The organism is Micromonospora vinacea (assembly GCF_015751785.1).
Taxonomy (GTDB): domain Bacteria; phylum Actinomycetota; class Actinomycetes; order Mycobacteriales; family Micromonosporaceae; genus Micromonospora; species Micromonospora vinacea.
Genome location: NZ_JADOTY010000001.1, coordinates 2,330,853 through 2,352,892 on the forward strand (window position 1 = coordinate 2,330,853; position 22,040 = coordinate 2,352,892).

General features: G+C 69.9%; 17 protein-coding genes. 7 read left to right on the forward strand and 10 right to left on the reverse strand.

Translation table 11 applies throughout. From position 1 onward, the window contains the following. Positions 1-212: 212 nt before the first annotated feature. On the forward strand, positions 213-533 hold the full coding sequence (locus tag IW249_RS11245; RefSeq protein ID WP_030486283.1) for a WXG100 family type VII secretion target: 321 nt from the start codon (positions 213-215) through the stop codon (positions 531-533). A gap of 21 nt (positions 534-554) precedes the next feature. Next, positions 555-848, forward strand: coding sequence for a WXG100 family type VII secretion target (locus tag IW249_RS11250; RefSeq protein WP_091395513.1), 294 nt, complete (start codon positions 555-557; stop codon positions 846-848). Between the two features lie 106 nt (positions 849-954). Here the strand turns inward: IW249_RS11250 and mycP are convergent, their stop codons facing one another. Then, entirely contained in the window at positions 955-2,178 is a 1,224-nt protein-coding gene (gene mycP, locus IW249_RS11255) for a type VII secretion-associated serine protease mycosin (RefSeq protein WP_196920675.1), read from the reverse strand. Positions 2,179-2,330: 152 nt separating this feature from the next. Between mycP and IW249_RS11260 the strand changes: the two genes are divergently transcribed. Both IW249_RS11260 and IW249_RS11265 read left to right on the forward strand, forming a co-directional pair. Beyond that, positions 2,331-5,123, forward strand: a complete 2,793-nt coding sequence (locus IW249_RS11260) for an SseB family protein (RefSeq protein ID WP_196920676.1) — start codon at positions 2,331-2,333, stop codon at positions 5,121-5,123. After that, positions 5,120-5,485 (forward strand): UCP033725 family protein, encoded by a 366-nt coding sequence (locus IW249_RS11265; RefSeq protein WP_196920677.1) that lies wholly within the window; start codon positions 5,120-5,122, stop codon positions 5,483-5,485. The genes IW249_RS11260 and IW249_RS11265 overlap by 4 nt, the downstream gene beginning before the upstream one ends. 4 nt (positions 5,486-5,489) lie before the next feature. On the opposite strand, the gene IW249_RS11270 is transcribed toward IW249_RS11265, so the two are convergent. The 4 genes from IW249_RS11270 to acs all read right to left on the reverse strand — a co-directional run bounded on the left by IW249_RS11270 (position 5,490) and on the right by acs (position 14,396). Further along, on the reverse strand, positions 5,490-6,422 hold the full coding sequence (locus IW249_RS11270; RefSeq protein ID WP_196920678.1) for an alpha/beta fold hydrolase: 933 nt from the start codon (positions 6,420-6,422) through the stop codon (positions 5,490-5,492). Between the two features lie 168 nt (positions 6,423-6,590). After that, positions 6,591-9,035 (reverse strand): immune inhibitor A domain-containing protein, encoded by a 2,445-nt coding sequence (locus IW249_RS11275; RefSeq protein WP_196924738.1) that lies wholly within the window; start codon positions 9,033-9,035, stop codon positions 6,591-6,593. 333 nt (positions 9,036-9,368) lie between these two features. Then, positions 9,369-12,164, reverse strand: a complete 2,796-nt coding sequence (locus tag IW249_RS11280; protein WP_231392485.1) for an immune inhibitor A domain-containing protein — start codon at positions 12,162-12,164, stop codon at positions 9,369-9,371. A 267-nt stretch (positions 12,165-12,431) separates the two neighbouring features. Beyond that, a complete protein-coding gene (gene acs, locus IW249_RS11285) occupies positions 12,432-14,396 on the reverse strand; it encodes an acetate--CoA ligase (protein WP_196920680.1) in 1,965 nt (654 codons plus the stop codon). A gap of 219 nt (positions 14,397-14,615) precedes the next feature. Between acs and IW249_RS11290 the strand changes: the two genes are divergently transcribed. Then, positions 14,616-15,362: a Fic family protein gene (locus IW249_RS11290; RefSeq protein ID WP_196920681.1), complete on the forward strand. Its 747-nt coding sequence runs from the start codon at positions 14,616-14,618 to the stop codon at positions 15,360-15,362. A gap of 14 nt (positions 15,363-15,376) precedes the next feature. On the opposite strand, the gene IW249_RS11295 is transcribed toward IW249_RS11290, so the two are convergent. Both IW249_RS11295 and IW249_RS11300 read right to left on the reverse strand, forming a co-directional pair. Beyond that, entirely contained in the window at positions 15,377-16,180 is an 804-nt protein-coding gene (locus IW249_RS11295) for an HAD family hydrolase (RefSeq protein ID WP_196920682.1), read from the reverse strand. 541 nt (positions 16,181-16,721) lie between these two features. Continuing rightward, positions 16,722-17,774 carry an ArsR/SmtB family transcription factor gene (locus tag IW249_RS11300; RefSeq protein ID WP_307788565.1) on the reverse strand — a complete coding sequence of 351 codons (1,053 nt, stop codon included), beginning with the start codon at positions 17,772-17,774 and terminating at the stop codon, positions 16,722-16,724. Between IW249_RS11300 and IW249_RS11305 the strand changes: the two genes are divergently transcribed. Continuing rightward, positions 17,718-19,016, forward strand: a complete 1,299-nt coding sequence (locus tag IW249_RS11305) for an MFS transporter (RefSeq protein WP_307788566.1) — start codon at positions 17,718-17,720, stop codon at positions 19,014-19,016. The two genes, IW249_RS11300 and IW249_RS11305, sit on opposite strands and share 57 nt — an antisense overlap. Before the next feature lie 481 nt (positions 19,017-19,497). Continuing rightward, on the forward strand, positions 19,498-19,995 hold the full coding sequence (locus tag IW249_RS11310; protein WP_196920683.1) for a hypothetical protein: 498 nt from the start codon (positions 19,498-19,500) through the stop codon (positions 19,993-19,995). Between the two features lie 86 nt (positions 19,996-20,081). Here the strand turns inward: IW249_RS11310 and IW249_RS11315 are convergent, their stop codons facing one another. The 3 genes from IW249_RS11315 to IW249_RS11325 all read right to left on the reverse strand — a co-directional run bounded on the left by IW249_RS11315 (position 20,082) and on the right by IW249_RS11325 (position 21,936). Then, positions 20,082-20,615, reverse strand: coding sequence for an AAA family ATPase (locus IW249_RS11315; protein WP_196920684.1), 534 nt, complete (start codon positions 20,613-20,615; stop codon positions 20,082-20,084). Positions 20,616-20,895: 280 nt separating this feature from the next. Beyond that, positions 20,896-21,240 (reverse strand): hypothetical protein, encoded by a 345-nt coding sequence (locus IW249_RS11320; protein ID WP_196920685.1) that lies wholly within the window; start codon positions 21,238-21,240, stop codon positions 20,896-20,898. A gap of 6 nt (positions 21,241-21,246) precedes the next feature. Further along, positions 21,247-21,936 (reverse strand): hypothetical protein, encoded by a 690-nt coding sequence (locus IW249_RS11325; protein WP_196920686.1) that lies wholly within the window; start codon positions 21,934-21,936, stop codon positions 21,247-21,249. Positions 21,937-22,040: the final 104 nt, after the last annotated feature.

Genomic DNA, 22,040 nt, shown 5'->3' on the forward strand with positions numbered 1-22,040 from the left:
TGCGGCACATCGTAAGCGACCGATGGCCGCCCCGGTTGTCCACAGGGGAAGCCAGCGGGGTAGCAGAACGGCTACGAGGTCGCTACCGTCAGCCACGAAGTCCTTCGCTGACCCGTGTCTCAGTGCTCGACGACCGGGCCAAGCGACGACGCGTCGCCCACTGTGGGCGCGTCGACGGCCAGGTGCGATCCGAGAGACGAGGTGACGTCCGGATGTCCCAAACCAAGGCAGAAGCAGCGGTGATGCAGCAGACCGCCGCGAAGTTCGAGCAGGTGGACCAGTCGTTGCAGTCCATGCTGACCGGCCTGTTGGCCGAGCTGGAGGTGTTGCAGCAGGCCTGGCGTGGCGCTGGTGGCCGCTCGTTCGAGCAGGTCAAGCAGCAGTGGTCACAGGACCAGGCGGCGTTGCACCGCGCGCTGCGGGAGACCGCCGGTGCGATCCGCACCGCCGGTCGGCAGTACGACGTGTCCGACGACGAGGTGTCCAGCCGGGTGGCCGGCACGAACCGCGGCGGCATTCAGCTGCCGCTCTGATCCCGCTGGGGAGGGAATCCGATGGACCATGGTGTGCTGGTCGTCAACTTCGCCGCGCTGCAACAGGCCGGCGCTGACATTCAGAAGGCGTTGAACACCCTCGACGCGCAACTCGGCCAACTCGAACGCGACGCCGCCCCCCTGGTGGCGAGCTGGACGGGCGAGGCGCGGCAGGCCTACGAGCAGCGGCAGGCGAAGTGGCGCTCGGCCTCGCAGGACCTACAGGGCATGCTGCGTGACATCAGGTTGGCGGTGAACGACTCCGCCACCGACTACCTGGACACCGAGAAGAAGAACACCGGGCTGTTCCAGTGAGCGATGTGGGCCGGGAGCGCTGACCGTGTCCGGGTCAGCGCCCCGCCCGCAGCCAGCCGGAGGTCAGGGCCGCGCGCGGGCGGGCTCAGGTGGTGCGCGGGCGTGTTCAGGCCGGGCCGGCCGGGCGCCAACGCCGACGCGCGCCCCGGGGCAGCACCAGGGCGAGCAGCACCACGGTGACCGCCGTCAGGCCGGCCACCGCGCCGACCAGCAGGGCTCGGTCCCGCGCGGCGGCCCGACGGGCCTGGCGGGCGAGCTGCGCCGGGTCGGCCCGATCGTCGGCGAGCGCGGCGACCGGCCGGGCAGCGGCCGTACGGCCGCCGCTGGTCTCGGTGACCGCCCGGTAGGGGTTCAACACCCCGGCGCCGTACCCGCCGCCGTGGCCCGCGCCCGGCGCTGGATCGGCGGTGGCGATGATGCGCTCCGCCACCTGGGCGGCGGTCAGCTCCGGCCGGTACTCGCGCAGCAACGCGGCGGTGGCGGCCACGAAGGGTGCCGCGTAACTGGTGCCTTCGACCCGATGGTGGCCGGCACCGGGTGCGGCGGTCAGCACCGCACTGCCCGGCGCGACCAGGTCGACGTACGGGCCGGTCTGCGAGAACGTCGCCCGCCCGCCGTCCGCCCCGATCGCGCCCACGCCGAGCACCCCGTCGTAGCCAGCGGGGAACGGCCTGGGGTCTCCGCTGTCGTGCAGGTTGCCGGCGGCGGCCACCAGCACCACGTCCCGCTCGACCGCGTACCGCACTGCCGAACGGACCTCCGGGTCGTCCGCGTACAGCACCACGGACAGGTTCACCACGTCGGCGTCATGGTCGACGGCCCATCGGATGGCCTGGGCGAACTCGTCGGCGCTGACCGTACGCCCCGACTCCCGCCCCTGCACCACCTGCTGCTCACTCACCCGCACCGGCAAAATTCGGACACCTGGCGCCAGGCCGCGGAAGGCGACGTCGGGGCGGGGTGCCGCCGCGATGATGCTCGCCACACCGGTGCCATGCCCGGCGCAGTCCCGACCACCGTCCCCGCCGGGGTCGAGCAGGTCGGCGCCGGGCAGCACCCGGCCAGCCAACTGCGGGTGCACCCGGTCCACCCCGGAGTCGACCACCGCGACGGTCACCCCGACGCCGGTGGCCAGCGGCGCGAGCCGCGCCGGGTCGTACCGTTGCTGTGGCCAGGGTGTGGCCGCGACCGGCCGCACCGGGGCGAGCGGAGTCGCGCAGGCCGGTGCCGCCCGGAGCCCGGCGGTGGCGGTGACGTTCGGGAGGGCCGGTACGGTCAACAGACTGGCGGCCAGACCTGCCAGGACCGGGCGCGTGATCGATCGGGACATCGACACCCTCCGTATCGTGTCGGCTCCGGAACGGGATGTTATCCCCTCATCCGCGCCCTGGCAGGCCGCCCCCGGCCAACCATTGTGATCTTGGTACCACCTTGTAGGTTGTACGCGATACCTGTGGCCTGTTCTCGGAAGGGGAGGTGGCCGTGACCGAATGGGAGCCGGCCACGGAGGCCGAGGTGGCGCTGCGCGACGCGCTGCGCGCCAACGACCAGGAGCTCTACTTCCGGCTCCTGTCCCGCACCGATGTGCTGCTGCCGGTCTCCGCGCCGACACAGCCGGGCCAGCCACCCGCCGGATGGGGCACCTGGACCACCGGCGGTCGGACCCACGTCCTGGCCTTCACCTCCGCCGCCGCCCTGCGCGCCTGCCTCGGCGATCACGCCGGCAGCAACCGACGCATCCCCTTCGCCGATCTCGCGGCCAGTTGGCCCAACCACGAGTGGTGGCTCGCCGTCAATCCGGGCCTGCCGGTCGAGGGTTACCTACCGGCCTGGTTCGTGTCGCAGCTGTCGCGGGGCGACGTGCGACTGCCCGGCCGTGCCATGGGTGCCCGCGCTCGCCTGGAGCGGGCCGAGACGTTGGCCCGGACCCGGCCCGGCATGCCAGCCCGGGACTCCGCGCCAGCCGCTGGACCGCCCCCGGCGACGGGGGCGGCCCCGTCCGCGCCCGAGACTGCTCCGCTCGCACCCCGCAGGCCCAGCCGGAGCGGTGCCCCCCGGGTGGGTGCCCCGCCGGCGCCGGGCCCGGCGCCCCGGCCGCCCGTCCCCGCTGAACCGCCGCGCCGGTCCGGCGACGAGGGCCTGCCAGCCGCCGGTCAGCGGCACCCGACCGAGGCACCCCGGCCCACGCCGGGCACCGAAGCCCTGCCCCGCACCGAAGCCCTGCCCCGCACCGGCCGGCCGTCCCGGTTCACCCCGTTGGCGACCGCCGGCCCCACCACCGACCAGCCCGGGCCCAGCCTGGGGTGGCCGGCGGCGACCCGGCCGGGCGACACCGACGGCTCCGCCCCGGGTAACGGCAACGGTGGCCCCCAGGCCGCACCTCGGCGCTCCTTCTTCGACCCCAGCCCGGCCCGCGACCCGGCCCCGAACGGGGGTCGTCCCGGTGACCGGGCGGCCCCGCCGACCCGGTTCGGGCGAGGCAGCCAGCCCTTCCCTCGCCGCCGCCCAGCCGATGCGCCGGGCGACGAGACGGCGACGCGGGCCTTTCCGATGGCGACGGACCCGGCAGCCACCCAGGCGATACGACGGCCGGAGGGCGACCTCGGCGCGTCCCGTGGGGTGGGCGCACCACCATCCGGCGAGGAGGTCACCCAGCCGCTGCCTCCGCGCCGACACAACCCGCTGGCCGAGGAGCCCACCCGCGCGTTCCGGATGACCGGTGAGCCGCCACTGGCCGGTGCGCCTGGGCGGCCCGGTCCGTCGGCGGAGGAGACGCAGGCGATCCCCCGGGACCGTCCGGGCCGGTTCGTGCCGGCGGAGGATCTGCCGGTATCCGTCGCGGAACCGGTCTCCGGGCCACCCGCGCCGCGCCGCGGCTTCACGCCCATCGTCATCGAGGGCACGATCATCGAGTCCCGCGACCTCACCGACCCGGTCGAGAGCAGCGCGCCGGTCGAGGCGCCCCGCCGGCCCAGCCCCGCCGAGGCCGCCCCGCCGCCGTTCGGCTCGGCACCCTCCGGTCCGGGCCTGTTCAGCCCGTCGTCTCCCGGACCCAGGCCGTCCGGGCCGGTGTCGTTCAGCCCCGGTCCGCCTGCCCCGAGCCCGTACACTCCGCACCCCTCCGGTCCGACCGAGGCCGGCCATGCCGGTGTGAGCGGAATGCGGGCCGACGATCCGGTCGACGCCCCGCTCGCCGACAGTGGTTCGTCGACCGGTACGGACCGGGCCGGCAGTGACGGCAGCGGCGAGAGCGTGATCGCGGGTGACGGTCCACAGCCGCCGGCTGACGAGCCGACGACTGTCGGGTTCGACCCGGCCAACACGGTCGAGGAGGACCTGCTCAACGCCGCCGGCTCCGGCAGCACCGACACCTTCCTGTCCACCCTGTTGCTGGCCCGGGTGCTGCTGCCGGCGGCACCGGAGTCGGTGCCGGGAAGCCGCCCGGGAGACCCCGGCTTCGTCTGGCGGACCGGGCAGCTCGACGGCGAGACGTACGTGGTGGTCTACACCTCGGCGGAGCGCCTCGCCGACCACGTCGAGGGCGACGTCGACACGGTCCGGGTGAAGTTCGCCCAACTGATCCGGCGCTGGCCCGACGAGGACTGGTCGTTCGCCGTCAACCCGGGCACCCCGGTCGGTGCCAAGTTGCCCGGCGAGCAGATCGTCGCGTTGGCCAACTGGGCCGCGGAGGTGGGGCTCGGCGACGACCTGGAAGTGGACCAGGTGGAAGCGCCAGCCGTGGCCGAACCCGCCGCCCGTCCCCGGTACGCCCCCGCGGCGGTCGACCCGACCCGGCCGACCGTCATGCAGAAGGCGGTCGCGCCGAGCCAGCTCGCGTACTACCTGGATCGTGGCTACGACCGGGTGTCCGGGTTCGTGCACCGGGCCGGTGAGCTGTCCCACCTGACCACACCGGCCCAGCTGCACGAAGCGCTGGGCCTCAGCTACCCGGGCTCACCGTTCGCCCCGGGCGCCGAGGAGATCTACGTGCTGCGGTGGCCGGCGCACCGGCCGAGCCTCTACCGCATCCCGTACGGCGGTCAGAACGAGCCGGCGATGCGGGCCATGGAGGGCTGGGTCATCGAACGCCCGCCGTTCCGGGGCAACGGCTTCGCCCCGGGCGAGAGCAGCGACGTGGTCGCGGAGTTCAAGGTGGACAGCGCCCGGCTGCCGCACGGCGCCCAACTCTGGCGCATCGGCGCGGACGGCACCGAGCGGGTGGTCGCGGAACTGGACACCGACACTGTCACCTGGCGACGGGTCGGGGAGGCGTGATGCGCGACGGTTACGTGGCCCGGTGGCGGGGTCGGGAATACCAGGCCAGCCCGGACGGCGACGACATCCGCCTCTACCAGCCCGAGCCGGGCGAGGGCTTCGAGGAGATCCGGGCGGGCCGCTACGTCCGGGTGCTCCCGGCGAGCGAGATCGAGGACCTGGCGTACGTGCGGACCACCTGCACCTGGAAGGGGCAGCCGTTCATCGTGCTCGGCGAGCACGACGCCTGGCTGCGGGTGGAATACACGGGCGGTCGCTGGCCGGTGGCCGAGGCGATGCGGCTGGAGGTCTTCGACTTCGGTGTCTACCAGGGCTGGGCGCCCGCTGCCGAGGTCACCGACCTGCGGGAGCAGCGGGTCTGACCGGTCAGGTCTTCGCCCACCGCAGGATCTCGCCGAGCACCAGTTCCGGTGCCTCCAGGTGCGGGAAGTGCCCCACCCCGTCGAGCAGCCGCCACTCGTACGGGGCGACGACGTACCGGCCGGAGCCCAGCGCGGTACGCGGCAGGGAGGCGGTGTCCAGCGCGCCGTGCAGTTGCAGGGTCGGGGTGGACAGTGGCTTCTGCATCAGGCGGACGAACCGGTAGCCGTGCAACCGCAGCAGTGAGCGGAACGCCCAGCGGTAACCCTCCAGCGCGCAGAACGCGGCCTGCGGGATGCGCATCGCCTCCCGGCACCGCTCGGCGTACGCCTCGAAGTCCGGCCCGGCCACCCACCGTGGGCCGCTCCAGCGGCGCATGATCTCGCCGACGGCCGCCGCGCCGTCGCGGGTCAGCACGTGCTCGTAGCGGGGGAGCTGGAACTTCAACGCCGGGGTGGAGGCGGTGAACTGCCCGCGCGGGTCGGCGAAGATGGCGGCGCGCAGTCGCAGCGGGTGCGGTGCCCCCAGCACCACGAGCCGGCGGACCAGGGACGGGTGGAACGAGGCCACCGTCCAGGCCACCATGCCGCCGAGGCCGCTGCCGACGATCGTCGCGGATCGTTCACCGAGCGCGCGGATCAGCCCGGCGACGTCGGCGGCGAGGGTGTAGCCGTCGTACCCCCGGGGTGGTTTGTCGCTGGCGCCGTAGCCGCGCAGGTCGACGGCGACCGCCCGGAAGCCGGCGTCGGCGACTGCCGGCAGCATCTGGTGCCAGGCCCACCAGTGCTCCGGGAAGCCGTGCAGGAAGAGCACCATCGGCCCGGTGCCGGCCTCGACCACGTGGAACCGGCTGCCGTTGGCGCCGACGAAACGGTGCGTCCACGGCCCCTCGGTGAGGACACAGGACTCGTCGACGGCCCCGCCGCGCTGGTCGGTCATGGCAGACAGCCTAGGACCCGGTTGCCGCAGGCGACCCTGGTGGTCGTGTTGAACAGGGGAAAGCCCCGGGTTGCCCCGGACCGCGACCAGGGGCACCGGGTGCGACAAAGGGCGACGCCCGGGCAGGTGACCTGCCCGGGCGTCGCTCGTTGGTGCGGGATCAAGTGGTCAGCTGACCCGGATCTTCATCGAGGTGCCGTCCTGCTCCACAACCTTGATCTTGACACCGGCTGCGGGGAGCTTGACGCCGTGGTTCGGCAGCTCCTCGTAGAAGTACTTCTTGGTGTCGTCGAACAGCGGCTCAGCGGCCTGGCCACGGATGTACTGCGGCTCGCTGTTGAGGTGCAGGGTGAACGAGTCCGCCTTGTTCAGGCTGAACGGTGCGTCGTACACCTGGACGCGGGCCCGCCACGGAGCACCGGTCAGGTTGTAGATCGGGCGCGGGTGCGCGTCGATGTACAGGTTGCGACCCTCACCCGGGTGACCGCCCGGGTTGGACTCGGACGCCGGGGCGGTGTTGTTGTCGGAGAAGCGGGTGTTCCAGTACGAGATGAGCAGGCCCTCCTGGTACGCGTAGTGGTCCACCCAGTCCGGGCGGGTGTTCGCGTAGCCGAAGAAGTACGGGCCGGTCTTCAGGTACTTGTCGTACGAGACGTACGAGCGGTTGCCGGCGATGTAGAAGTTGTCGAACAGCCGGGTGTAGGTCGCCCCGACCACCTGGAACTTCTCCAGCGTCCAGCCGGCGTCGGTCTCGGCGCCGTCGCTGAACACCGTCTGGCCGTCAGCGGTCACGGTGATCGCGTCACCGAAGAAGCCGCCCTCGGAGACGCCACCGTCGGTGACGTAGTGCAGGCGAACCTGCGCCACCTTCCCGGCGACCGAGGTCAGCGGGATGTTGATGTCCGTCCAGGTGCCATTGCTGGTGCCCGCGAGGGCCGGACGACCCGCGCCGTCGACGCCGATCGGCGTGCCGTTGACGGTGCCGTCCAGGTCGGTCCAGGTCTTGCCGCCGTCCGTCGACGCCTCGAAGTAGAGGTAGTCGTAACCGGCCTCGATGCTGTACTTGCCCTTGAGCGACATCGCCGCCGCGGACTTGCCGGTGAGGTCGAACGTCCTCGTCATCTTGCTGTCGAGGTCGTCCTCGTTACCGGAGAAGTACTGCTTGGCGCCCTCGAACGGCGCGCCGTAGTTGAAGGTGTACTCCCGCTGCGGCAGCACCACCACGGCGGCCTGCGCCTTGTCGGAGTTGTACTCCTGCGGGCCGAGCTCCAGCGAGCGCTTCTGCCCCGCCACGATCACCTCGTAGTCGAGCCAACCGAGCTGGAGCTTGTTCCACGCGCCGAGGTCGCCGCCCCGGTCGCCGATGCCGGCGTCGTTCTTGGCGCCGAGCCGGCTCTGGGCCATCAGGGTCCAGTGCTCGTTGTTGTTGTCCGCCGGGCCGTAGTCGTCCGGCAGGCCCAGGTCGTGGCCGTACTCGTGGTAGAAGACGCTGCGGCCACCGTTTTCCGGCTGGATCGTGTAGTCGCGGATCCAGACGCCGGTGTTGCCGATCTGGGTGCCGCCGATCGGGAAGTTCGGCGGGCCGACGGGCGAGCTGTTGAACGCCGACCAGCGGTGGCTCCAGATCGCGTCCTCACCCTGCTGCGGGTCACCGTCGGCCTGGTCGCCGCCGGAGTGGACGATCTGGAAGTGGTCGATGTAGCCGTCCGACTCGTTGAAGTCGCCGTCCTGGTCGAAGTCGAACCGGTCCCACTGGTCGAAGGTCTTCATCTCAGCGGCGATCTGCGCGTCCGTCCGGCCCTTGGCCTTCTGGTCGGCGACCCACTGGTTGGCGGCGTCGCGGATCAACGCCCAGGTGTTCGAGCAGACGTTGTCGGCGCAGACGGCCGGGTCGTCCAGCGGGTTCGGCTCCTCGCCGGGCTCCGGGTCCGGGATCGGGTCGTCGGAGCGACCGTAGCGGGCCTCGTTGTACCGGACCTTGACCCAGTCGGTCACCTCACCGTCGACGGTGTAGCGACCCGAGGACTGTGCCTCGTAGTACTGCTTGAGCGACTCGTCGCCCGGGTTGGTGCCGAAGTAGATCTGGCGGAAGTGCTCCGGGCTGAAGTCCGGCTGCCAGATGGTGGAGTTGTCCACGGCCCGGTTGGGCTCGGGGATCTTGTTGTGCAGCGGCCCCTCGAACGTCGACGGTCCGGCGATGTCCGGGTTCATGTCCTTGTCCGGGTAGGACGGGTGCCGCTCGTCCCCGAACTCGGCCAGGATCACGAAGATCTTGTCGGTCCGCTCACGCTTGAGCTCGACGTACTGGTCCTTGGTCTTCTTGGCGCCAGCGGTGCTGCGGGTGCTGAAGCCCGACCCGCTCGTCTCGCCGACCTTGACAACAGTGCTTCCGTTGCGCTCGATCGGCTTGCTGCGACCGCTCAGCACGTCGCTGAGCCCCTGCTCACGCAGTGCGCGGCGCTTCTCCTCGAGCTTGTCGGGGAGTTCGTCCTTCAGCGCCTGTGGTTCGGCAGCGGCCGGTGCTGCGGCCGGCAGTTTGGGCTGAGGCGCCGCCGAGGCGGACGGGCCGAAAGCCAGGCCTGTCGCCGTCAGTGAGAGCCCGAGCAGACCCACTGCGACTTTGCGCACGTGGTACCTCCGGTGTGAGGGAACCGGCCCAACGGGGGTACGGGCCGGTGGGAGATCGATCCCACTAGTGGGACCATTGGTGAACATAGTTACTGGCGGGACGGGTGGGAAGAACCCCGCGTCGATTTGTTGCAAGATTTTGTTGGGAATGCTTTTCACCGTCACACCCCGCGGGTTCATCAGCCGCGCTGACCAGCGCGTCCCGGGACACGAACGTATACAACGACACTTTTCGATCAAGCTGATTGCACATACGACAGTGGGGCCGGCAGCGTCTCCGCCACCGGCCCCACCGTCAGTTGTCGATCTGTGAAACCGTTACTTCTTTGCCGGAGTCACGTAGATCATGGCCGACGAGTTGTCCCCGGCAGCCTTCTTGATCGTCAGCGAGACGCCGTAGTTCACGCCCTGGTCGCCGGGGTTACCGGTGCCCAGCACGATCGCGCCGCCGCCCAGGGTCACGCCGTAGAACTCCGGCGCGGGGCTGCCGTCCGGGTTGGTGACCCGGGTGGTGTACGGCGCGTTGTCACGCGACGGCAGGACCACCGACGCGTCGTTGTCCCGGGCGTAGGCAGCACCATCGCGCATCTCGATGCCCGGGTACCAGCCCTTGGCGTCGGTGAACGCCTTCACCGGCGCCAGCCCCTTGAACTTCGTGCAGTACGCGCTGTACGGCTCGTCCGCCGCCTCCAGGCACTCGGTGAACGGGTACGTCCGCTGAAGCGTGAAGGCCGCGTTCGACGACTGCGGGCGGCTCGGAAGGTTGTCCGTCACCGACGGGTCCTTCACGGCCGCCTCACCGGTGCGCCGCAACGGGTCGAAGTGCGAGTCGACGATGAGCAGGCCGCCCTTGGCGCCGTAGCTGGGCAGCGCGGTCATCTGCCCGGTGACGTGGTTGACGTCGCCGAGCGCGGTGTCCCGGTACCAGACCAGCATGCCCGGAGCGTTGTAGGAGATCCGGTCGACCTTCCACGCCTCGTGCGAGTAGATGGTGTCGTAGGCGTACTTCAGGCCCTTGTCGAAGCCGTCGAAGTTGCGCCACTCCGCCAGGTAGTACTGGGCGTGCACCTCGGTGCCGCTGGAGACCTTCCAGCCGCCGCCGGTGGTGTCGACGAAGGTGCCGCCGGTGGCCGTCCAGCCGTTGGCGCCACCCTCGACGTCGTCACTCCAGGTGGTGGCGCCGCCGCCGGTGACCGAGAAGTCGTCGACGAACCAGTTGCGCTCCTCGAACGCCTCGTCGGTGGCCAGGCGCAGCCGCACCTGGACCGTCGTGCCGGCGTACGCCGACAGGTCGACGTAGTCGTGCCGCCAGCCGTCGGTGCTGCCGGTCAGGCCGTACTTCTTGCCGCCGAAGTCGTTCATCCGGCCGTTCGGGTCCGGGTAACCGTCCGGCGTGGTGACGACAGTGCCACCCTCGTCGTACACCTTCTGCTCGGTCCAGGTCGTACCGCCGTCGGTGGAGAGCTCGACGAAGCCGTAGTCCCAGTCCTCCTCGATGATGTAGTTGTTCCACATCCAGAACTTCGAGTCGGCGGCGGCCGGCACGTCGACCGAGCGGCTCAACTTGACGTCGGCCCACTCCTGGTCGTTGTTGCTGTGCCACATCTTGGTGCCGCTGTGCGGGGTCGCCAGCGTGGTCACCTTGTCCGGCAGGTCGACCTTGATGCCGTCCTCGGAGTCGATCGGGGTGCGCGACGTCTGGCCGAGCTTCACCTCGCGCGGGTTCGACCCGGGGCGGATGGTCAGCGGGTCGGCCCAACCGAGCACCCACTTGTCCCAGATGCCCATGTGCGTCGGCAGCGCCTGGAAGATCTCACCCGAGTGTGAACCCGAGGCCATCAGGTCCCAGAAGTCCACGTCGGAGTCGGCGTTGCCGGACGTGTCGTACAGGTCCGGCAGGCCCAGGTCGTGGCCGAACTCGTGGGCGAAGACACCGACGCCGGCGTCCTCCGGCTGCACGATGTAGTTCGACGCCTTCAGGTTGGTGCCCGGGATGGTGTAACCACCGGCGACCGTGGAGGAGTGCGCCCACACGGCGTACACACCCTCGGCGCCGCCACCACGGGACTTGCCCTGGCCGGCGTGCACCAGCACGAGGTGGTCGATCACGCCGTCCGGCTCGAAGACGTTGCCGTCACCGTCGCGGTCGGCCTGGTCCTCGATGTCGTAGTCGGCCCACGGGAAGTTCGGGTCCTTCGCGACGAGCGCGTCGATCGCGTCGGTCGCCAGGCGGCCCGCGCCGGCTGGGTTGTCCGGGTGGCCGTTCATCGACTGCTCACGGCCGGGAACCCACGCGCCGGTCTCGTCCTGGAAGCAGCGGTTGGCCGCGTACCAGCCCTCCGAGTGCGGCACGGTGATCCACGGGCTGGCCTGCCCGTCCACCGTGTACGCGTTCTTGGACATCTCCAGGTACATGTTGTGCATGGTGCGACCGGACAGGTCGACGCCCTTCTTGCCGTCCGGGCCCTTCAGGTCCGTGCGGACCCGCTCGGTGATGCCCTTCTTGCTGTAGAGCATCTTGTTGTAGTGCTGCGGCGAGAAGTCCGGCACCCACATCGAGTTGTTGTCCTCGTGGGGCAGGCGCGCCGGGTCCGGGATCTTGTTGTGCTTCGGGCCGTTCTGGACCGTGCCGGGGACGCAGGTGCGGTCCTCGAACACCGTCTTGGGGACCATCACGCCGGTGAAGTCGTCGTTGGCCTTGTCGTTGAACTCGACAAGCAGCGTCAGCAGCTTCGCGGTCTGGGTGGTCGGCGCCTTCTTGAACTTGCGGGGGTTCTGGCCCGTCCGCAGCGACTTGGCCTCGTCCTTGGCCAGCTGGCGCGCGGTCACCGGGTTGCCCCGGGCGTGCTTCTGGTCGAACGCACGCGCGGACTCTGCGGCAGGGGTGTAGATGCCACCCTTGCCCTTCACCTCACGGCCGGTGGTGTCCGGCTGCACCTCGGGCTCGGCGTAGTTGATGTAGTGCTCGTCGGCGCCGATCACCGCCAGGGGGGTGCCGGACGCCGGCTGGGCTGCCGCACTGCCACTCACGGTCAGTGAGGTGGCCGCGAGGGCGATGACGGGCAGGGCGACGAGTAGTCGTCGCCGCGCCCTGGACTGCGGTTTGTGGTTCATGCCGCTCCGTTTCTCGGGCATGGGGAGGAGGACGTTGGCCTGGCCGACCATCGAAGCGATGTGTGTCGAACTCTTCCAACCTGCGTGAACCTAAAGCACAACCGGCTGAAAGGACAGAGGTGATCTACGCCTGTGCCCGTTCAGCTTCTCCCGACTCCCCCGACCGACCGATGTGACAGTGGTGAGGCGGCGCGGACCGTACCCGTAAGACATGACGGAGGGTGGCGGTCCGCACGGACCGCCACCCTCCAATGAGTACGCCTACCGTCAGTCCTCGTCGGACTTCGTTCCGCTCATGCCCGAGGAGATCAGGTCCATCACCGAGGAGTCCTGCAACGTGGTCACGTCGCCCAGCGACCGGTTCTCCGCCACGTCCCGCAGCAGCCGGCGCATGATCTTGCCGGAGCGGGTCTTCGGCAGCTCCGGCACCAGCATGATCTGTCGCGGCTTGGCGATCGGGCCGAGCGTCTTCGACACGTGGTTGCGCAGGTCGGCGATGAGCTGCTCACCCGCGTCACCGGCGATGTCCGTGCTGCCCCGCGGAATGGCGAACGCGACGATCGCCTGACCGGTGGTCGGGTCGGTCGCACCGACGACCGCCGCCTCGGCCACCGACGGGTGCGACACCAACGCCGACTCCACCTCGGTCGTCGAGATGTTGTGCCCGGACACCAACATCACGTCGTCCACCCGGCCGAGCAGCCAGATGTGCCCGTCGTCGTCCTTCTTCGCACCGTCGCCCGCGAAGTACATGCCCTGGAAACGCGACCAGTACGTGTCGATGAACCGGTCGTCGTCACCCCAGATGGTGCGCAGCATCGACGGCCACGGCTCGCGCAGCACCAGGTAGCCGCCCCCACCGTTCGGCACCGACTGGCCCTGGTCGTCCACCACGTCGGCCACGATGCCCGGCAGCGGCGTCATCGCCGAACCCGGCTTGGCCGCTGTCACCCCGGGCAGCGGCGAGATCATGATGGCGCCCGTCTCGGTCTGCCACCAGGTGTCCACAACCGGCAGCTCGCCCCGGCCGATGTGCTCCCGGTACCACATCCAGGCCTCCGGGTTGATCGGCTCGCCGACGCTGCCCAGCAGGCGCAGCGAGGACAGGTCGAAGCCGGCCGGGATGTCGTCGCCCCACTTCATCATCGTCCGGATCAGGGTGGGAGCGGTGTACAGGATGCTCACCCCGTACTTGTCGATGATCTCCCAGAACCGGCCCTTGTGCGGCGTGTCCGGGGTGCCCTCGTACATCACCTGCGTGGCGCCGTTGGAGAGCGGCCCGTACACGATGTAGGAGTGGCCGGTGACCCAGCCGATGTCGGCAGTGCACCAGTAGACGTCCGTCTCCGGCTTCAGGTCGAACACCGCGTGCGTCGTGTACGACGCCTGGGTGAGGTAGCCGCCGGTGGTGTGCAGGATGCCCTTCGGGCGGGCCGTGGTGCCGCTGGTGTAGAGGATGAACAGCGGGTGCTCGGCGTCGAACGGCTGCGCGGTGTGCTCGGCCGACGCGGTCTCCACCGTCTCGTGCCACCAGTGGTCCTTCTCCGACCACGCCACGTCCTCACCGGTACGGCGGACCACGAGCACGTGCTCCACCGACGGGGAGTTCGCCACCGCCTCGTCCACAGTGGGCTTCAACGCCGACGGCTTGCCCCGCCGGTAACCACCATCCGCGGTGATCACCACCTTGGCGCTGGCGTCCTGGATCCGGTTGCTCAACGAGTCCGCGGAGAAGCCACCGAAGACCACACTGTGCGCGGCGCCGATCCGGGCGCAGGCCAACATCGCCACCGCCGCCTCCGGGATCATCGGCAGGTAGATCGCCACCCGGTCGCCGGCGGTCACCCCCAGGTCGGTGAGCGCGTTCGCCGCCCGGCAGGTCAGCTCGTGCAGGTCCGCGTACGTGATGGTGCGGGTGTCGCCCGGCTCGCCCTCCCAGTGGATCGCCACCTTGTCGCCCCGGCCCGCCTCGACGTGCCGGTCCAGGCAGTTGTACGCGACGTTGAGCTGCCCGCCCACGAACCACTTCGCGAACGGCGGGTTCGACCAGTCGAGCACCTCATCCCACTTCTTCGACCAGGCCAGCCGATCGGCCTGCTTCGCCCAGAAGGCGAGCCGGTCGGCCTCCGCCTCGGCGTACGCGTCGACGGTGACGTTGGCGTGCGCGGCGAGTTCGGCCGGCGGGGGGAACTGGCGCGTCTCGTTCAGCAGATTGGCCAATGCCTCGCTCATGCCGTGGCTCCTCATCCTCGGGGTGACCTGGGTCTCGATGGCACGAGGGTAGTCGCGGGGCCCGCGACCGGCCACGGCTGCCCACTGCGTCGCGCCGAGTGGCCCCCGCCGCGCGCCCGGCGGCCCGTCCCCGCCGGTTCGCCCCCGGGTCGGGTGGTCCGGGTCGCGTTGCGGGCGGGTGCGGCCCGCCGCGCCGGGACGGGTCGTTAGCGTGGCGGGGTGACCACCGACCCGCTCGCGCCCCTGCTCGCGCTCGCCGACATCACCGCCGCCGTCGAGCAGGCCCGCGCGCGGTTCGACCAGGCGCTCGGGCACCGGGCGCTGCGCCGACACGGTGGCCAGGTGGCCGCCGAGGTCAGCCTGCGCTCCGCGGTGGCCAGCGCAGCCCTTGAGGGGGCCGGGCACGAGCGTGAGGCGGTCCGGGCGGGCACCGTCACCGACCCGGTGCTCCAGGGTGCGCTGCGGGTCGCCGGAGCGCTGCCGGGCCTGAGTGAGCTGTGGCCGAAGGCGCCCCGCCAGGCGCTCGCGAAGCTGCACGTGCTCGCCGCCCGGGACCTGGTGTCGGAAGCCGAACTGGGCCGCCCGGTCGCCGACCCGGTGGTCGCCACCCGACTGGACGGGCTGGCCGGCCTCGTCGCCGGCGGCACGAAGGTCTCCCCGCTGGTGCTCGCCGCGGTCGTACACGGGGAGTTGCTGAACCTGCGCCCGTTCGCCGGGCCGTCCGGCGTGGTGGCCCGCGGGGCCGCCCGGCTGGTGCTGCTCGCCAGCGGCCTCGACCCGCGCGGCCTGCTCGCCGTCGACGTCGGGCACCGCGAGCGGGAGCCCGAGTACGTTGGCGCGGCCGGTGCCTTCGCCACCGGCACCCCCGACGGGCTGCGCTCCTGGCTACGCCACTACATGGCCGCCGTCGAGGTCGGCGCCGATCAACTCACCACCATCGGCGACGAGATCCTCGCCGCCGCCTGAGCGGTTGGGTGGGGTCAGGCGGTGGTGGCGGCTCGGGTGCGGCGGTGCCGGCCGTACCAGGCGATGCCGATGGCCACACCCACCCCGACCCCCAGGGCCGCCGCGGCCACCGGGACTGCGGGCCGTTCCCGCAGCCGCCGGCCCAGCGGGATCGGGTGCCGGAACTCCAGCACCGGCCACGCGTTCTCCGAGGCCAGCTTGCGCAGCTGCCGGTCCGGGTTGACCACGCTCGGGTGGCCGACGCACTCCAGCAACGGGCGATCGCTGTACGAGTCGGAGTAGGCGTACGAATCAGCCAGGTCGTAGTCCCGGGCGGCGGCCAACTCGCTGACCGCCTCCACCTTGCTCGGGCCGGCCGCGTAGAACTCGACCTCGCCGCTGTACCGGCCGTCCGCCACCGTCATCCGAGTGGCGATCACGTCGGTCACCCCGAGCAGCTCGCCGATCGGCCGGACCATCTCCTCACCGGACGCCGACACCAGCACCACGTCCCGCCCGGCCGCCTGGTGCTCCTCGATCAGGGCGGCGGCTTCGGCGTACACGTAGGGGTTGATCAGCTCGTGCAGTGTCTCCGCGACGATCTGGCGGACCTGCTCCACCTGCCAGCCCTTGCAGAGCGCAGCCAGGTAGTCCCGTGTTCGGGCCATGGTCTGCTCGTCGGTGCCGCCCAGCCGGAACATCAGCTGCGCGTACGCCGACTTGACCACGTCACGCCGGGTGATCAGCCCATCCCGGTAGAACGGCCGACCGAACGCCAGGGCGCTCGACTTGGCGATGACGGTCTTGTCCAGATCGAAGAAAGCGGCACTTCGGCCCACGGCGCGAAAGTCTAGCCGGATGGTCTATCGTCGGCGGGTGCCCGGGGTCATGCCACCCCTCAGACCTGCGGGCTCTCCGCTCTACGTGATCACGCTCACACTCTGCGAGGAGATTTTCGCAGTGAGTGGAGGCAGCACCACTCGACGTGACGGGCCCGCTCAGGCAGACTTGTCCGTACGACGAGCTTTCACATCCTCGAAACAGGCAGACCCTCAGCGGTTGCACCCCCCGTGACCGCTGAGTGGTTCGGCTCGACCCCCCCGGAGCCGAACCTCCGACGACCCCCGTCTCCCCCCGACGGGGGTCGTCCCTTTCTGCTGGAAGCGCTCCACCACAGCTCACAAGTCGTCCTCCGACCCGTCCAGACCGTCCAGGGACGGCGTTTCTAGGGCCGGAGGCAGCAGAGAGGCGGCAGAGCCGTCGAACGCCTCCAGGAGGCGAGCGGCCAGGTTGGGCACTGCTGGTGTGAGCGGTGCCGGAGGTGGCGCACCGGGGCGGTGTCTGACGGTCCGCCGATGTCGGCCATTCGGCCTGCGGGCCTCACGAATGCGGAGCGGCCGAGGTAACCAACATGTCGCCGAGGTCGGAGCGGCGGTAGAGCACCGATCGGCCGTGTCGGGTGCCGACCAGCAGTCCGCCCGCGCGCAATGCTCGAAGGTGCTGATTGACCGCTGTCGGGGTGACGCCGAGGCGGGCGGCCAACTCGGTGGAGGAGGCGGGCGTGTCGAGATGGCTGAGCAGACCGGCCCGAGTGGTGCCCAAAAGTCCCGCGAGACCGTCTGGTGCGGGCAGGACCTGCGGCTCCCACAGGGTCGCCGCGCCACGCGCGGAATAGAGGATCATCGGTGGCTCGTCGGCCGAGATGGGTGTCGAGGCGTTGGTGGTCCACAGGCTCGGCACCAGGGTCAGCCCGCCATTGGCCGGTCGCGCGTAGTCGAGCTTCGAGCGCAGCCGTACCTCGACCACGTTTCCGACGAGCCGCACCGTGTCCGACAATCCGCTGAGCATCGTGGCGAGACCCCGCTGGGCGATTTGTCGTCCTCGGAAGGTGACGTCGCCTTCGAGGATCGCCCGCATCCGTGGCCAGTGCGGCTCGAAGCAGAACCGCCAGTACGTGGCGAGCGCATCGATGATCCGATTGAGCACCTCTGCGGCGGAACCCTGTAGTGGTTCGGGAAGTGGCGTCGCGCCGTGCACCGCTCGCAGGTCTCGTTCGATGACCGTCGGGTCGGTACTGGCCAGTTTCGCGAGTTCGTCGTCGAAGCGGGTCAGCGGTGAGTGCGGACGCGGGTTGAGAAAATCAGGTGTCCACAGCCGGACGTCCGTCAATGCGAGCAGCATGGCCTCGTCAAGGCTGCCGCGCACGGCTTCGAGCGCGTGTAGCCAGCGCAACTGAAGCGGAAATCGTCCTGGATCGCGCCAAGCCCGCAGGGACAGCACCGCCTCGTTGAGCGGGGACACCGCGAACCGGAGATCGGCCACATCCATGCCGAGCAGCTCGTACCGGACCATGAAGCAAAAGGCTACATCGTTGGCGTGGTCGGCCGGTACGCTGCGACAACTGACGGCATGCATCTTGTGACAGACCGCCACCGGTCAGCGGCGGCCGGCTGGGTTCGGCGGTACCTGCGTCCGGACGATCCCGTCGCCCGCGCGCTGACCTGGGCCACCATGACCAGCTCGCTTTCCAAGGGAGTCTTTTTCAGCGTCAGCGTGCTGTTCTTCACACACGTCGCCGGCTTCGCCGCGACCACGGTCGGGCTCGGGTTGACGATCGCCGGGGCGGTCGCCGTCGCCGCTTCGTTGGCTGCGGGCTACCTGGCCCGTGTCGTCGGCGCGCGCCGGGTGCTGATCGCCACAACCGCCGGCCAGGGCCTGGCGCTGGTGGCCTACCTCCTGGTCCACACCCCGGCCGCGTTCGTTGTCGTCGCCTGTGCCGCCGTCGGACAACAGGCCATGCAGCGCACCGCCCTGACGACGATGATCGCCGAGTCGTTCACCGGTCCGGACCGCGTGGAGATGCGCGCCCGCCTGCGGGTGGTCACCAACGCCTTCATCGGCGTGGGAACCGCGCTGGCAGCCGTCGCCCTCGTGCTCGACACGAAACTGGCATATCTGCTGGCGATGCTCACCACCGGAGCACTGCTGTTCGTCTCCGCATTCTTGCTGCGCCGGATGGACCGCGGCGCCGAGCTCACCGCGACCGACGGGTCTCGGACGGCCGGCGTACGCCAATCACCACTGCGCGACCGGACCTATCTGGCCATCACCGGCCTCTACGCCGTCATGAGCATGCAAGTTGGCATGCTCACGGTGGGGGTACCACTCTGGGTCGCCGGCTCGACGAAGGCACCCCCGGCGACCATCGCGGCGCTGCTGGCATTGAACACCGTCATCGTGTCCCTGCTTCAGATCTGGGCGGCACGCGGAGCGAAAACCATCCGCTCGGCCGGCCGCGCGGTCGCCGGGGCCGGTACATTGCTCGCGCTGGCCTGTGGCCTGTACGCCCTGTCCGCCCACGGCGCGATCACTGTCGTCGTGGTGATGCTGACGCTCGCGACCGTGGCACACAGCCTCGCCGAGATCCTGTCCGAGGCAGGCAGTTGGACGCTCGCCTTCGAGCTTGCCGACCCTGCCAACGTCGGCGCGTACCAGGGTGTCAGCCAGACCGGAGCGGCACTGGGCTCGATGCTCGCGCCGCTGGTCGTGACGGCGACCGCGCTTGAGCACGGTTGGCCCGGTTGGATTCTTCTCGGCGTGCTGTTCCTCCTCGCGGGATCATTGACGATGGCGCTGGTCCGACGACAGGTGGACGGGTCGCTATTGTCTGCCTGAAAGAGCGTGCCGGCGAAGTCGGGTCTCAGGACCTGCGTGACAGACCGGTCTCAGGACCTGCGTGACTTGTCCGGCTAGACGATCTACGGCCAGTCGTAGATTCTTCTGATCGGCGGTTGTGCCGTGCGTCGTGACGGAGCAGGAGAAGAAGCCCGAAGACGCTCGATATCGCGAGGGCGGTCAGGCCAAGGAGGGCTGCGGCTGGGATTTCTCGTGTAGCGCCGTAACCCGCGCCTGCCACGACAACTCCGGCGGCGCCCGCCGCTGCCGACACCTGGGGCAGTGTGAGCATCGGGAGCACGCCGCGTGCCGACCAAGTGAACATGCCTCTGACAAGGATGACGGCCAGCGCGACAAGGCAGGGCCACACCATCCAACGAGCGTCCATCGACCTGCCGGTGTCTACCGCGAACCAACCAAGCAGCAACACGATCGCGGCCGGGAGTGTCACAAGGTGTATCGCGACGGTTAGGGTCCGGCGATGGCGCCTCCGATACTGCCTGGCCAGGTGCCGTGCAGGGGCACTGTCCGGATTCACGGTGAGCGCCCGCTGGATGAGCTCCTTGAACCGCGCTACGTCGCGATCGACCTCGACGACGTTCCGGGCGAGCAGGCTCAGCGCCTCGTGGTCATCGGGCGCAAGCTCCACCGCGCGCTTCGCGTCGGCATACGAATCCCCGTCCCGGTTGAGCATGAGAAAAGCGAGCGCCCGGTAGCGGTAGGCAGCCACGTCCTCGGGGTCGATTTCGATTGCTCGACCAGCCGCATCGACCGCAGCGGCATGGTCGTCGAGACCAATCAAGGCGCCGGCGAGTCGGTGCCAGGCGATGCCGTCATCCGGGTGCGCGTTCAGGTGCTCGCGCAGCAGTTCGATGGCGGGCCCGAACTGCTCGGCCCGAACCAGTTCGCGCGCACGTTCGACCGCATCAACGCCGTCTCCGGACTGCGGTTCCAAGCCGCTGCTCCTATCCCCGCCTGATCAGCCAGTGAAGAAGTATCGCCCAGATCTGCGGCGCCCGTCAGTACGAAAGTGCCACTCACTCACGCCGGCCGCGTCAGTTGAGGTTAGGCCCCTGGGCTTCCCCCGGTAGCTCGGAGGACGATCTGCTGGGCTGCTTGGGCGGGCGTGAGGTGCGTGGTGTCAACGACTTCGGCCTCGGCATGCAGCCACGTGCGGGCCGCCTCGGCGTAGGGCTCAAGGTATTTGAGGCGGAACGGCGACGGAACGGGGTGTTCTCCCTCGATACGCCTGCGGAGGGTGTCTTGGTCTGCGTGGAGGACGAAGTGCCTTACCGGTATGGCGTGCTGGGCGAGGCCCCCGCTGATTTCGCGCCAGTACTGCTCCACCAGGACGGTCATAGGCATCACCAGAGTGCCGCCGGTGTAGTCGAGCACGCGGCGGGCGGTCTCGACGACGAGCTGTCGCCACGGCGGCCAGTGCTGGAAGTTGTCCGTCTCGGGCAGCCCCGGCGTGATGTCCATGAGTGTCTCGCCGACCTTCTCGGCGTCGAACACCCGTGAATCCGGGATCAGTTGTTGCACGAGTGCGCTGGTCGTCGTCTTGCCCGCGCCGTGGGTGCCGTTGAGCCATACGATCACGGGGCACATTAACGCGCGTGGGCAACCGGACGATTTGCACAGGACCTGTAAGCGAGCGTCAGGCAGCGAGGCAGCTCAGGCAGCGAGGCAGCAAAGAGGCAGCGCGAGCGCCGGTGCTGGTCGGCCTTGAATGGCAAGCGACGAGGGCCAGCACCTGCTCGTTGACGCGTGCCACCACCAGTTGGCAGCGGTCGACAGCGCGGGACCGCATCCCCCCGACGAGGGTCGTCCCTTTCCCCGGGAGCACTTCCGGCCAGGTGAAGGTGTGTCTCCTGGCTGTTCAGACCGTCCAGGGAAGGCTTTTCCGCAGCCAGAGGCAGCAGAGCGGCCGACTACCTCCGGGGCGACGGCGTAGTCGCTCGGCTGTGGGTGTACCGCTCTCACGCAGAAGATCGTCGCCTGCCAGCGGGACGCCCCGATCCCACTGCGCTGGCCAGCAGTCGAAGCGGCGCACCTTGATGAGGCCGCGGGCTACCAACGAGATCAGGCCCGGCCCGAGGACCGCAGTCACCCGCTGCCGTGACGGCGCCTCAGCCCAGCCGAGTTCCCACAGGGGTAGCGGTGAATCTTCCAGAGAGCAGAGGACCAGTTCTTCGGCGAGGTCCAGCCCTTCGTCATCGTTCATGGCAGCTCATCCTCGGTCGAGCGGTTCCTCCGGCGTTCGGTCGGATGGTGTGATCACCTCCGGGACGGGGTCTAGTTCGGTCAGCACCTGAAGCCATGCCTGGACGTCAGTGACGAGGTGGGCGTCGGTCATCTGGTCGACGAGGGGCACGAGGTCGGTCAAGACTCGGTTGATGTTGAGAAGCCGGTGGTAGTCCTGGTAGTCGTCGGTCACTGCGAGTGCTTCCCAACTCGCCTGCCAGTCTTCACCTGGCTGGACGAAATCCTCCTCGGTGAGCGGAGTTGCGCGAAGGCTCGCTGCCCGGGCAGCGGCTTGTTCCCGAGTCATGCCGAAGCTGTCTACAGCCCGCCGGGCGACAGCGTCCGGACGAGCGCTGGCAGGTAGGTCCTGGACTCGCTGACCTGCATCAAGGGCGATCGTGATGAGCGAGGCGAGTTGCGCGACCGCCACCTCCGTTGGGAAACCGTGTTCTGATGCGAGGTCGATCAGGAAGACCGCCAGTGGCATGTCGGCGCAGGGTCGATGGCTGGGCCATCCGCGGTGCTGGCGGTGCACGTCCGAGGTCGCCGCGTCGATGAGTGCGATCCACCAATGCGCGTGACTGACCGAGGCAGGCTTGCGGTCGAGTAGCCATTGCCGGCGTAGCGGCGGATCAACAAGGAGAAGTCCGCGGTAGGTGTCCTCAAACTCTGTCACCCCTCGCCTCCCCGGCATCAGGCAACGCTGCGCCGCCGACCGTAGCTTGCAGGAGTGGGACCGCTGCCACCCAACCTCGTCGCGGACCATGCGACCGCCGCCTG

Bases quoted from the DNA above. Each gene is read 5' to 3' on its own strand.
- mycP (WP_196920675.1), bottom strand. From the start codon at position 2,178: ATGTCCCGATCGATCACGCGCCCGGTCCTGGCAGGTCTGGCCGCCAGT.
- IW249_RS11245 (WP_030486283.1), top strand. From the start codon at position 213: ATGTCCCAAACCAAGGCAGAAGCAGCGGTGATGCAGCAGACCGCCGCG.
- IW249_RS11320 (WP_196920685.1), bottom strand. From the start codon at position 21,240: ATGAACGATGACGAAGGGCTGGACCTCGCCGAAGAACTGGTCCTCTGC.
- IW249_RS11270 (WP_196920678.1), bottom strand. From the start codon at position 6,422: ATGACCGACCAGCGCGGCGGGGCCGTCGACGAGTCCTGTGTCCTCACC.
- IW249_RS11250 (WP_091395513.1), top strand. From the start codon at position 555: ATGGACCATGGTGTGCTGGTCGTCAACTTCGCCGCGCTGCAACAGGCC.
- IW249_RS11280 (WP_231392485.1), bottom strand. From the start codon at position 12,164: ATGAACCACAAACCGCAGTCCAGGGCGCGGCGACGACTACTCGTCGCC.
- acs (WP_196920680.1), bottom strand. From the start codon at position 14,396: ATGAGCGAGGCATTGGCCAATCTGCTGAACGAGACGCGCCAGTTCCCC.
- IW249_RS11310 (WP_196920683.1), top strand. From the start codon at position 19,498: ATGGCGCCTCCGATACTGCCTGGCCAGGTGCCGTGCAGGGGCACTGTC.